Genomic DNA, 12,330 nt, shown 5'->3' on the forward strand with positions numbered 1-12,330 from the left:
AGGAGATCAGTGATGAGAAATATGATTGAGCCACTCCAAGCGTGGTGGACTTCAATAAGTCAAAGAGAGCAACGACTAGTGATTGGTTGCTCAATTCTATTGGTGGTCGGTGTCGTTTATTGGGGGCTAATCCAGCCACTCAGTCAGCGAGCTGAACTTGCGCAGACCCGCATTCAAAGCGAGAAGCAACTACTGGCTTGGGTAACCAATAAAGCCAATGAAGTGGTTGAACTACGAGGCAGTGGCGGCATTAGTGCCAGTCAACCTCTGAATCAATCTGTGCCTGCTTCTATGCGTCGCTTTAATATCGAGCTGATACGTGTGCAACCACGTGGCGAGATGCTGCAAGTCTGGGTGAAACCTGTGCCTTTTAATCAGTTCTTAGATTGGCTGACATACTTGAAAGAGAAGCAGGGTGTCGAAGTTGAGTTTATGGACATTGATCGCTCCGATAACCCAGGGGTTATTGAGGTCAACCGACTACAGTTTAAACGAGGTTAATGTGAAACGCGGTTTATCTTTGAAGTTAGGTTTACTTTTTGGCGGCATCTTTATTGTCTTTTTCTCGGTTAGTCTGTTGCTGCATCTACCGGCCTCTTTTGTACTCAAACATGCACCGGCTGTGCGTGGCTTGAATATTGAAGGTGTTGAAGGAACGGTTTGGCAGGGCAGCGCCAATAATATCGCCTGGCAGCGTGTTAATTACGGTTCAGTGCAGTGGGACTTCCAGTTTTCTAAGCTATTTCAAGCCAAAGCAGAACTGGCGGTTCGTTTTGGTCGTAACAGCGACATGAACTTGTCAGGTAAAGGGCGTGTCGGGTACAGCATGAGTGGCGCGTATGCAGAGAACTTAGTGGCCTCAATGCCTGCTATGAACGTGATGAAATACGCCCCAGCCATTCCAGTCCCGGTTTCAATTGGTGGAAAGGTTGAGCTGACGATCAAGCATGCGGTTCATGCTCAACCTTGGTGTCAGTCTGGTGAAGGTACTGTGGCTTGGTCTGGTGCTGCAGTCGATTCACCTGTTGGTTCGTTAGACCTTGGTCCTGTGATTGCGGACATAACCTGTGAAGACAGTACAATTGCAGCCAAAGGCGTTCAGAAGAGCACTCAAGTAGACAGTGAGTTCTCAGCGAGTCTAACATCTAACCAGCGCTACACATCTGCAGCGTGGTTTAAACCGGGTGTTGAATTCCCGCCAACGATGCAAAATCAGCTTAAATGGTTGGGTAATCCTGATAGCCAAGGTAAGTACCAGTTTACTTATCAAGGTCGTTTTTAGCTAAACGGCTAAGGGTCACTAAATTACGAGATATAAAAAACGGGCACCTCACTGAGGTGCCCGTTTTGTTTGTTCTGAGAATCTAGAGGATATCTGACAGTTAAAGGGAGCAAACTCGCCTAGTCTTTGCCTTGCAAAATTTCTACCCACGGTAAATCTGCATCACCGAGTACAATGAAGTTCGGGTTTTCTAGCGTTTCTCTTTCATTGTACGAAAGCGGTTCTAGTTGAGTACTTAAGATACGTCCGCCAGCTTCTTCAACAATGCACTGCGTTGCGGCGGTATCCCACTCTCCGGTTGGTCCAAGGCGCAGATAACAATCCACAGCGCCTTCTGCGACTAAACAGGCCTTAAGCGCTGCTGAGCCTAGAGGAACCAAATCATAATTCCATGCTGAGCTCATACGGCTAGTGATGCGATTGATGTCCTGGCGACGGCTGATCGCCATGGCGATTGACTGGTTTGGCAGCTCGTGACGATGCGTTTTGATTTTCACGCTGTCATTAAGGTCTGGGATCTTCCAAGCGCCTTTGCCACTGTAAGCGTAATAGCTCACACCTGAAACGGGTGCGTATACCACGCCCATCACTGGCTTGTTATGCTCGATTAGGGCGATAATTGTCGCGAAATCACCACTTCGTGCGATGAACTCCTGGGTGCCGTCCAGTGGGTCAACTAACCAGTAGCGATCCCATTGAGAGCGTTGCTCTAGGCTGATGTCGGCGTCTTCTTCGGATAATACGGGAATATCAGGCGTCAATTCACTGAGTTTTTTTAATATCAGCTTATGTGCTGCAAGATCGGCACTGGTTACTGGAGTGTCATCACTCTTAATGAACTCTTCGTAATCCTTTTTCTCGTAGATCTCTAAGATGAGTTGACCAGCAGAGCGAGCAATCTCAATGACAGAGGGTAGGAGGTGAGACAAATCTTTTGTTATTGGCATAAATGTTCTCTTACTCTTAGAGCGAGCCTGAATGTTCTAGTTATTGTTTAATACACGAAGGCTTAAAAGCAGGGCTGTAATACTCCGAGCCTCACAGAAATCGAGATGTGTTAACAGTTCTTCGGCTTGAGCAAGTGGCCAGCGCACAATATCGAGAGGCTCTGGCTCATCACCTTCTAGCTTTTCTGGGTAGAGGTCTTCTGCAATAAACAGCGTCATTTTGCTAGAGAAGTAAGAGGGTGCAAGGATCACTTCCTTCAGCGGAGTAAGCTTGTTGGCACCGAAGCCTATCTCTTCTTTGAGTTCGCGAACGGCGGCTTCGTTTGGCTGCTCACCTGGATCAATCAGCCCTTTTGGAAAGCCAAGTTCGTAGCGTTCAGTTCCCGCTGCATATTCACGTACTAATAGAATATCGCCTTGCTCAGTAATAGGAACCATCATCACTGCGTTGCGCCCGCTGGGCTTCATGCGTTCGTAAGTGCGCTCTTCGCCGTTTGAAAAGCGTAAGTCGAGAGACTCGATAGAGAATAGTCTTGATTGAGCGACAGTTTGTTTAGCCAAAATCTCTGGCTTGGTCCTTTTCGTCATTGCGCTCGCTCCTTAGCTCATTGGAATTCTTTCTTATAAAGTCATTCTAATATAGGGGAAATGACCTTGAGTTCCTAGATCCGAGTTTTCATATCCGAAAATTATTGAAGCAGGAATCGATTACGATCACTTGAATACCTTACTCAAGATGGTAACGAGGTGAAAATATGGTTGTATAGCAAAAGAGTATAGAGAGAACGCGATAGTCCTAACTTGCTTATCCACATAACAAAAAAGGTTGATGCTTGCGCATCAACCTTTCAAATAACAACTAACACTAAATCAGTGATTAGTAGTAAGAGTGCTCACCACGATCGTGCTCAGTTGCATCACGAACAGCAGTCAGTTCACCTTCAAACTGTTGAAGAAGTTCTTTCTCGATGCCTTCTTTTAGCGTTACATCAACCATAGAACAACCGTTACAACCACCACCGAATGCTACAATAGCTGCGCCGTCTTCAGTGATTTCTACCAAGCTAACGTGACCGCCGTGACCAGCAAGTTGTGGGTTAACTTGTGTTTGAATTGCGTATTCAACACGTTCTAGAAGTGGTGCATCGTCTGCGACTTTACGCATCTTAGCGTTTGGTGCTTTAAGCGTTAGCTGAGAGCCCATTTTGTCAGTAACGAAGTCAATTTCAGCTTCATCTAGGAACGGTAGGCTTAGCTCATCTACGTATGCACAGAAAGCTTCGAATTTAAGCTCTGTGTCAGACGCTTCGATAGCATCTGTTGGGCAGTAAGAAACACCACACTCTGCGTTTTGTGTACCCGGGTTTACCACGAACACACGAATGTTTGTACCTTCAGGCTGCTGTGACAGCAGATTGGCAAAATGAGTTTGAGCTGTTTCTGTAATAGTAATATTTGACACGACGAATACCTGAGTAGATTTGTAGGTTATTAGCGCCATTCTACTCCTGTCAGATTTGTAATTCAGCCCTTTTTTGTTGGATTGCTGTTCAAGTAGTGATTCACAGCTTTTATCCAGAGGGCTCAGGAGTGCGGCAGATGCAGTAAATATCAATCCTTTTAACGTCCACTTCAAGTAGTAATTGGCATAATTGATACACAGTACTGCCGGTGGTTACAACATCATCAATTATCGCGACGTGAGAGGGGATAGTTCCTTGAACGTCTTGTTTTCGCAGCGCAAAAGCGCTCTTTAGATTGTGTAATCGTGCGGATTTAGTCAGCCCCTGCTGGGAAGCCGTTGAGCGAATTCGACGAAAGAGCACATCACTTTCAACGCCAAGCTCTTGAGCCGTGTAGTCGGCTAGCAGCTTACTTTGATTAAAGCCGCGATGAGTATATCGACGCCAATGCAGCGGCACGCTGGTGATCAGTGGAGCAGGATATTCGATACGTGATGCCAATAGCTTAGATAGATCACGTGCAAACCAAAACTTATCAGCGTACTTCATTTGCTGAATGTAACCTGCTGTAGGGAAGGTGTAATCGCCGACACAGTAGAGGCGATGCCAGGGTGGAGGTTGAGATAAGCACTGCCCGCACTGCTCTACTGTGAGCAGTGTTTTTAAACCACATCGTTGGCAGCGTGGTACTGGCTGAAAGAGTTTGAGACAAGAATTGCACCATCGAGGATGTGTATCACTGGGCAGTTTATCAAGTTTGCACAGGTGGCATTGAGGTGTGACCAGACGTGGTGTGTGTTTTTGTAGCCAATCGGATAACATAGCTCGTGATGCTTTTGGGTTATGGTGTTCCTTTTGCTCACCATACTGAAAAGCGCGGATTATCGCTGATGGAAAAAGTAGGGAATATTGAGAATGAGTGACGCGTTATATTGGCATGTTTCTGGGCAAGGGCCTGATTTAGTACTGGTTCACGGCTGGGGAATGAACGGTGCGGTATGGCAACAAACCGTTAATGCATTACAAGCTGATTTTCGAGTGCATGTTGTCGATTTACCAGGGTATGGACACAGCGCGCACTGCCACGCTCAAGATCTTGAAGAGATTGCTCAGCAGCTTTTGGCCGAAGCACCAAAGCAAGCGATTTGGGTGGGTTGGTCACTTGGAGGCTTGGTCGCAACGCACATGGCTCTCCATCACTCAAATTACGTGAGCAAGCTGGTGACTGTCGCTAGTTCTCCCAAATTCGCCGCTGCAAAAGAGCCCGTGTTATGGCGAGGCATTCAGCCCAACGTATTAAGCGCATTCACCGAGCAACTGGTTGAAGATTTCCAAACCACCATCGAACGCTTTATGGCATTGCAAGCCATGGGCAGCCCTTCAGCAAGGCAAGATGTAAAACAACTCAAGCAAGCGGTGCTGTCTCGCCCGTTGCCGAACCCTGATTCATTATTGGCAGGATTAAAGATGCTGTCGGATGTCGATCTGCGTGAACAACTGCCTGAGATTTCAGTACCAATGCTACGCTTGTATGGTCGATTAGATGGATTGGTGCCAATCAAGGTTGCAAAAGACTTAGGTACAGCCTTGCCTCATACCGAGCAATACATATTTACCCAGTCTTCGCATGCACCGTTTATGACCGAAGCGGATGCCTTTTGCAGTGAGCTTGTCAGCTTCGCACAAAAATAATTGCTAAATATATATCCGGCTTGGTCGATATATAAGCTAATACCAATCACAGTAAGTAAGTGTTCAAAAATAGCGTAGGTAAAAGGCTTGAGAACAAGGCAGCTTTTTTTTGACAAGTAGTTTCGATAAGTAGTTATTCTACAATCAAAAAATCTAACGCCGTTATCGAGCATTTTAACAAGCTAGGATGATCAGTTATTTACTACGATTGGTATAACACCAACGTGTTGCATGATACTCAGACCTAACTCTCTCCAGAGCTGATTGCGCTAAGTTGGGCTATGCCTGTTGTGCGTTCTCGGTACAACAGTGTTATGGCAATATTGATGGGCGATTCTTGAGGAGAGTTCGCGATGATTGTGTCACCTGCAACTGCAGTGAGTGTGCCACTAATCGCCCCGTCCGTTAATGTGCAAACAGAGCAAGTTGCGCGTGATAATAGAGTCCGAGAACCTATTGCTCCCGCAGTAGCATTGGCGAGAACCAATGCAGAGCGTAAGGTAAAATCAGACGATAAACGAAGGCAGCAGTCGGCTTGGGATCCTTCAGACCATCCAGGTTATGAAATGGAGAACGAGTCAGAGGCCAATTCGGTTAGCCAAGAAGAGCCACAAGACCCTTTTGATCGGCTGTTCAGCTTATTGGCACTGAAAACATACAGTGCTGATCAAGGCAAAGGTTATACCATGCGTTTCCGCCTGCCAAAGCATGTTTTAGATGCGGCGATTCAGGAAGGACAGATGGAGAAACGACGTAAGGTCATAAAGTATCATTATGGTCATGCTGTTGCGCCTCATGCTCCGTCAGAGATGTTGGTCGTATTATAATTATACTCTTCATACTTGAAGCTGCAGCGTTGTTAACTGCGTAAGTTCACCCTAATCACATAGAACCCCTATGCTCATAGGGCTGAACTTACTTGTTGCCTAGCTGCAACTCCAATTATTTTGAGTATAAACACGAAGAATACAACCAAGCTTCGATGTCTTTTTTGAACACATAATAAAAAAACCTGCATACCCTAAGGGATGCAGGTTTTCTGTTTTAAGCACATCAGCTTTTTAGATGAGCTAATGGATTACTTTTTCGCTTTAGCAAAAGCGGCAGCGAATGCTCCACCCATTGCAGCGTTTTGTTGCGGCTCTTCACGACGGCGTTGGCCACCTTGCGAGTTTTGATTCGAGCGGTTTTGTGTGCGAGGTGCACTTGAACGTTGAGCACGGTTGTCTTGTCCCGGCTCGTCCTTCATACGCATGCTTAGTGCAATACGTTTACGCTGAACATCCACTTCCATCACCTTCACTTTCACGATGTCGCCCGCTTTAACCACTTCACGTGGGTCAGAGACAAAGCGATCGGTGAGCGCTGAAATATGCACTAAGCCATCTTGGTGAACACCAATATCAACGAAGGCACCAAAGTTAGCCACGTTCGATACCACACCTTCTAAGATCATACCGGGTTCTAAGTCAGACATGCTATTTACGCCATCGGCGAACGTTGCCGTCTTGAACTCAGGACGAGGATCTCGACCCGGTTTATCCAGCTCTTTGATGATGTCGCTGACCGTTGGAACACCAAAGTTTTCATTGGTGTAATCAACCGCGTGCAAACCACGTAAGAAGTCGGTGTTACCTACCAGAGATTTGATGTCTTTGTGGTTTTTCTCAGCAATGGTTTTCACTACTGGGTAAGCTTCTGGGTGAACCGATGATGCATCTAACGGGTTCTTACCATCCATAATACGTAGGAAACCAGCACACTGTTCAAAGGCTTTTGGCCCTAAGCGAGCGACTTTCTTTAGCATAGTACGTGCTTCGAAGCGACCATTCTCATCACGGAAATCCACGATGTTCTGAGCGATGGTGCTAGAAAGGCCGGCTACGCGAGTAAGTAGCGCGGCAGACGCTGTATTCACATCAACGCCTACGGCGTTTACACAGTCTTCGACAATCGCATCTAGGCGCTTAGCGAGCATAGTTTGGCTCACATCGTGTTGGTATTGGCCCACACCGATCGATTTAGGGTCAATCTTCACTAGCTCTGCCAGTGGATCTTGCAGACGACGAGCAATAGACACCGCACCACGAATTGATACATCCATGTTCGGGAACTCTTTTGCAGCTAGTTCAGACGCAGAATACACCGATGCGCCCGCTTCGCTAACAATGATCTTTTGCGCTTTTAGGTTGCCGCGTTTAATTACGTCAGCCACAAAGCTGTCGGTTTCGCGTGAAGCCGTACCGTTACCAATCGCAATCAAATCAACATTGAATTGACGAACCATCTGCTCAACCACGTGTGCCGATTTGTCGTATTGCTTTTGAGGTGGGTGAGGGTAAATAGTTTCTGTTGCCAAAACCTTACCGGTTGAATCCACGACAGCGATTTTCGAACCGGTGCGTAAACCTGGGTCCAAGCCTAAGGTTGCTCGAGGACCAGCTGGCGCTGCCATGAGTAGGTCTTTTAGGTTGGTTGCGAATACTTCAATCGCTTCGATCTCTGCACGCTCTTTCATTGCGCCCATCAATTCAGTTTCCATGTGCATAGAAACCTTGATGCGCCATGCCCAGCTAATCACTTGCTTACGCCAAGCATCCGCAGGAGCACTGCTCAGAGTAATGCCGTAGTGATCAGAGATAATGTTCTCACAGTAAGAACCACGAGCGCCTTCTTCTTGCTCAGGATCGGCATTCATCGCCAGTGTTAGGAAGCCTTCATTGCGGCCACGCAGCATGGCAAGTGCACGGTGAGACGGCACTTTGCTGAGTGTTTCGTTGTGCTCGAAGTAGTCTTTGAACTTCTCGCCTTCTTGCTCTTTACCTGTCACTACACGAGCGACTAGCTCTGAGTTGCGTGTTAGGTGTTGGCGAATCTTTTCTAGTAGGTTTGCGTCTTCCGCAATGCGTTCCATGATGATCGCACGAGCACCATCGAGAGCAGCTTTGGTATCGGCAATGCCTTTATCGTTGCTGATGAAGTTCGCCGCTTCCGTTTCTGGATCGTGCTGTGGTTCATTCCACAGTGTGTCGGCAAGTGGTTCTAAGCCTGCTTCGATAGCAATTTGACCTTTAGTGCGACGCTTTGGTTTGTATGGCAGGTATAAATCTTCTAAGCGAGTCTTGCTGTCAGCCTGAGTGATATCACGCTCGAGTTCTGGCGTGAGTTTTCCTTGGTCTTGAATCGACTTAAGAATTGTTTGGCGACGATCGTCTAGCTCGCGAAGGTATGAAAGGCGGCTATCAAGGTTACGTAGTTGGGTATCGTCTAAGCCACCCGTAACTTCTTTACGGTAGCGGGCAATAAAGGGAACGGTGTTACCGTCGTCAATTAGGTTTACTGCGGCAGTGACTTGCTCAGAACGGACATTCAGTTCTTCAGCGATCAGTCGACAGATAGCTTGGCTCATCCGATGAATCTCTTATTTAATATCGTGACAAATACATGGGGGTGAGCGTACGCTTTTTCTAGCTTTGGCTGTGTAATTATCCTGTCAGAAGTCGAATTTCCGTTTCTGATACCCGCTTTGTGCGAGATCTCTTACAAGTGATGTGAGACTAAGTCGCTTTAGACCGATGAAATCGTCTTGATGTTACACTAAGTTGCTGATTTTATTTGATTGTGTGTTTGTGGGCGTATTTCTCACCTGAAATGTTTTTTAAGACTATCTAGGAAACACGGCCATTTGCCGTAATATTTAACTTGTCGACAGGGAGTTGGCAGGAACAGGAAAAAGCCTAATGGACTAGGTATCTTCAGGATGAAGATTTGATTACTTAGGATGAGTGGTCAGCAAGGAAGTGATAATCTCTGGATGAGATTCGCCAGTCAGGATGACAGGCTAGAATGGACACCGCTAGGATGGCGATGAACAAAAAGGAAATTGGTTAAAGGATTTAGCCACTATCAAGGAAAGATGCAGGGAGCACCTTATCTCGAAGAGATAAACAGTAGCCGGATTGCTGCGATAGAGACTTAACCCCGCTAGGCGAAAGCCTTGCGGGGTTTTCTTTTATCTGGAGTTTGGGTTTGCTTGAACACTCAGCTCATCGCTAGGTGTTTATTAGGTTTGGTTATTCGTTGTCTGCGTAGCAAATTGAGTTAATGAACCACTCTTTGTCGCCTTCTGGTGTTTTTACCGTAAACTCATCATCCACTTCTTTCTTGAGCAGAGCTCTAGCCATTGGTGAGTCGATAGATATATAGCCTTTAGCATCGCCGTAGATCTCTTCTGGGCCGACAATTCGAAACTTCTTAATTTCCCCATCATCATTCTCAATTTCGACCCAAGCACCGAAAAAGACCTTACCTTCTTGTTGAGGTGAGTAATCCACGATCGTGACATCAGGTAGGAACTTTCTTAAGAAACGCACTCGGCGATCAATCTGACGAAGCAAACGTTTATTGAAGGTGTAATCTGCGTTTTCTGAACGATCTCCAAGGCTTGCAGCCCAAGTGACTATCTTAGTAATTTCAGGGCGTTTCTCGTGCCATAAGTGGTCATGTTCTGCTTTGAGCTTGTTATAACCTTCTCGAGTAATAAGTTTGGTTTTCATAAATCTGACTTAATGAAATGATGATCTAAGATAGAATATATAGAAAGGCAACATACGTTAACAATTATTTAGGCGACTTTTTCTCCAATAATGTTACATTTTTAATGTCTTATACCAATATACAATTTACCAAGAATGCTTAACCTTAGGTTTAAGCTTTAATAGGTGGAACCATTACATGCAAGAAAACTACAAAATTTTAGTGGTCGATGACGATGCTCGTTTACGTGCACTGTTAGAGCGCTATCTGTCAGAGCAGGGCTTTCAAGTGCGTAGCGTGGCAAACAGTGAGCAGATGGACCGCCTGTTAACCCGTGAAAATTTTCACTTGATGGTATTGGATTTAATGTTGCCGGGCGAAGATGGTCTATCGATCTGTCGTCGTCTACGAAACGCAAACAACTCGCTACCAATCCTGATGCTTACTGCAAAGGGTGATGAAGTGGATCGCATTGTGGGCTTGGAAGTGGGTGCTGATGATTACCTGCCAAAACCATTTAATCCACGTGAACTGCTTGCTCGTATTAAAGCTGTACTGCGCCGCCAAGTGATTGAAGCTCCGGGAGCGCCAAGCACAGAAGAATCTGTGGTTGCCTTTGGTGAGTTCCGCTTGAACCTAGGTACACGTGAAATGTTCCGTGGTGAAGAGCCAATGCCTCTGACCTCAGGTGAGTTTGCGGTACTTAAGTCACTGGTCACTAACGCTCGTGAGCCAATGTCTCGCGATAAGCTGATGAACATGGCTCGTGGCCGTGAGTATTCAGCGATGGAACGTTCTATCGATGTTCAGATTTCACGTCTGCGTCGTCTAGTTGAAGAAGATCCAAGTAAACCTCGTTACATCCAAACGGTGTGGGGCTTGGGTTATGTATTCGTTCCAGATGGCAAAGCTGTGTAATCCAGCTTTATAAGCTCTATAGCTGCTTTACCGATTCTGTGAATCTTACGGGTCATCTCATTAATATGCGATGGCCCGTTTTCTATTCAGCACAATGGTTTAGAGTTATAGTCATATAACACTTTCTTTATCTTTCTACATCTCGGGTACCCCATGCGTATACGTAGCTCCTTTACTCAGTCGATAGTGCTTTTCTTAACGCTATTGGTCGCTAGCCAAATTTTTTCTTATTACGCGGTGTTTAACTATGCGTTGATGCCAAGTTTGCAGCAGTTTAATAAGATTTTGGCTCACGAGCTAAACCTGGTATTGGACCAAGGCAGTGATATCGAGATCGATGCGCCATTGCGTCAGCGTGTGCTTGAACAGCTCGGGGTAACCGTTCACGCCAAGGGCAGCGAAGCGGCGGGTGAGTATTACCATGCAGTAGCAATCGACCTGATGAGTGAGGAGATGACCAAGGAGCTGGGCTCTGAAACCGAAGTGCGATTGATCTTGGGTAAAGAGAGCTACGTGTTGTGGATGGACATCGCGCAGCTACCTAACTCATTGATTCGTATTCCTCTGTCTGAGCTGCAAGAAGAAGACTTTGCGCCTCTGTTCCGTAACAGCCTGATCATGGCTATGTTGATTGTCGCGGGTGGCTGGCTGTTCATTCGCTTGCAAAACCGGCCTTTGATAGCGCTAGAGAAAGCGGCGCAAGGTGTCGGGCGAGGTGATATTCCACCGCCATTGCCAGTTCAAGGCGCACAAGAGATTCGCTCGGTAACTCGAGCCTTTAACCAGATGTCGAAAGGCATCCAAGAGCTAGAAGAAGACCGCGCCTTGTTGATGGCGGGTATCAGCCATGATTTACGTACTCCGTTAACGCGTATTCGCTTAGCAACCGAGATGATGTCGCCAGAAGACAGCTATTTGGCGGAAGGCATCATCAGTGATACCGAAGAGTGTAACGAGATCATCAGTCAGTTCATGGATTACCTAAAGCCTGTTGACAGAGACTCATTCCAAGCGGTGTTTGTCGATGATATTGCGCGAGAAGTCTCTAGCTCTGAAGGTGGCTATGAGGTCCAGATTGAAACCGATATTCCAGAATCGATGAAGCCAGCGCTAGGTAATCCGATCGCGATGAAGCGTGCTGTGAGCAACTTGGTGGTGAATGCGCTGCGTTACGGTAATGGTTGGGTCAAGGTATCAACTGGTATGACGGCGGATAACAAGCTTGCTTGGGTGACGGTAGAAGATAACGGGCCGGGTATTCCACAAGACCAGATCGGAAAGCTGTTTGAACCTTTCACGCGTGGTGACACGGCTCGTGGTAGCGAAGGAACGGGCTTGGGCTTAGCAATTGTGAAACGTATCGTTAGCCAGCATCAAGGTGCTGTTGTGGTCAATAACCGCAGTGAAGGTGGCTTAAAAGCGCAGATCAGTTTCCCGGTTAAGCCCTAGTTATCATCGGTCCGTTTGATGACGATAAGTTCGGTTCGAGGAA

Annotated in this window: 12 protein-coding genes; 6 read left to right on the plus strand and 6 right to left on the minus strand. The window is 46.6% G+C overall.

Annotated elements, in window-relative coordinates:
- Nucleotides 1–12 precede the first annotated feature (12 nt).
- The gene (locus AB4263_RS03965; RefSeq protein ID WP_017062479.1) at nt 13–501 is read left to right on the plus strand and encodes a type II secretion system protein M; all 489 of its coding nucleotides are present in this window, start codon (nt 13–15) and stop codon (nt 499–501) included.
- A 1-nt stretch (nt 502) separates the two neighbouring features.
- Entirely contained in the window at nt 503–1,282 is a 780-nt protein-coding gene (locus tag AB4263_RS03970; RefSeq protein WP_017063075.1) for a type II secretion system protein N, read from the plus strand.
- 119 nt (nt 1,283–1,401) lie between these two features.
- Here AB4263_RS03970 and cysQ read toward each other — a convergent pair whose 3' ends face one another.
- From cysQ to AB4263_RS03990, 4 genes are all read right to left on the minus strand, one after another.
- Complete coding sequence (gene cysQ / locus AB4263_RS03975; RefSeq protein WP_017062477.1) at nt 1,402–2,229, minus strand: 3'(2'),5'-bisphosphate nucleotidase CysQ; 828 nt, start codon at nt 2,227–2,229, stop codon at nt 1,402–1,404.
- A gap of 36 nt (nt 2,230–2,265) precedes the next feature.
- A complete protein-coding gene (nudE, locus tag AB4263_RS03980) occupies nt 2,266–2,817 on the minus strand; it encodes an ADP compounds hydrolase NudE (RefSeq protein WP_017062476.1) in 552 nt (183 codons plus the stop codon).
- A 289-nt stretch (nt 2,818–3,106) separates the two neighbouring features.
- Nucleotides 3,107–3,691, minus strand: coding sequence for a Fe-S biogenesis protein NfuA (gene nfuA, locus AB4263_RS03985; protein ID WP_029235103.1), 585 nt, complete (start codon nt 3,689–3,691; stop codon nt 3,107–3,109).
- A 109-nt stretch (nt 3,692–3,800) separates the two neighbouring features.
- On the minus strand, nt 3,801–4,514 hold the full coding sequence (locus tag AB4263_RS03990; RefSeq protein WP_170962812.1) for a ComF family protein: 714 nt from the start codon (nt 4,512–4,514) through the stop codon (nt 3,801–3,803).
- A 93-nt stretch (nt 4,515–4,607) separates the two neighbouring features.
- Between AB4263_RS03990 and bioH the strand changes: the two genes are divergently transcribed.
- Nucleotides 4,608–5,384 carry a pimeloyl-ACP methyl ester esterase BioH gene (gene bioH, locus AB4263_RS03995; RefSeq protein ID WP_102394586.1) on the plus strand — a complete coding sequence of 259 codons (777 nt, stop codon included), beginning with the start codon at nt 4,608–4,610 and terminating at the stop codon, nt 5,382–5,384.
- Between the two features lie 353 nt (nt 5,385–5,737).
- Nucleotides 5,738–6,211, plus strand: coding sequence for a hypothetical protein (locus tag AB4263_RS04000; protein WP_017066129.1), 474 nt, complete (start codon nt 5,738–5,740; stop codon nt 6,209–6,211).
- Between the two features lie 251 nt (nt 6,212–6,462).
- Here AB4263_RS04000 and AB4263_RS04005 read toward each other — a convergent pair whose 3' ends face one another.
- Together AB4263_RS04005 and greB are read right to left on the minus strand one after the other, a co-directional pair.
- Nucleotides 6,463–8,793 carry a Tex family protein gene (locus AB4263_RS04005; protein ID WP_372097566.1) on the minus strand — a complete coding sequence of 777 codons (2,331 nt, stop codon included), beginning with the start codon at nt 8,791–8,793 and terminating at the stop codon, nt 6,463–6,465.
- A gap of 664 nt (nt 8,794–9,457) precedes the next feature.
- Nucleotides 9,458–9,940 carry a transcription elongation factor GreB gene (gene greB / locus AB4263_RS04010; RefSeq protein ID WP_017063080.1) on the minus strand — a complete coding sequence of 161 codons (483 nt, stop codon included), beginning with the start codon at nt 9,938–9,940 and terminating at the stop codon, nt 9,458–9,460.
- 178 nt (nt 9,941–10,118) lie between these two features.
- Between greB and ompR the strand changes: the two genes are divergently transcribed.
- Nucleotides 10,119–10,838, plus strand: a complete 720-nt coding sequence (gene ompR, locus AB4263_RS04015; RefSeq protein WP_017068942.1) for a two-component system response regulator OmpR — start codon at nt 10,119–10,121, stop codon at nt 10,836–10,838.
- A gap of 153 nt (nt 10,839–10,991) precedes the next feature.
- Nucleotides 10,992–12,287 (plus strand): two-component system sensor histidine kinase EnvZ, encoded by a 1,296-nt coding sequence (gene envZ / locus AB4263_RS04020; RefSeq protein ID WP_372097568.1) that lies wholly within the window; start codon nt 10,992–10,994, stop codon nt 12,285–12,287.
- Nucleotides 12,288–12,330: the final 43 nt, after the last annotated feature.

The sequence above is a fragment of the Vibrio sp. 10N.261.55.C5 genome (assembly GCF_041470505.1).
In the GTDB taxonomy this organism is placed as follows: domain Bacteria; phylum Pseudomonadota; class Gammaproteobacteria; order Enterobacterales; family Vibrionaceae; genus Vibrio; species Vibrio crassostreae_C.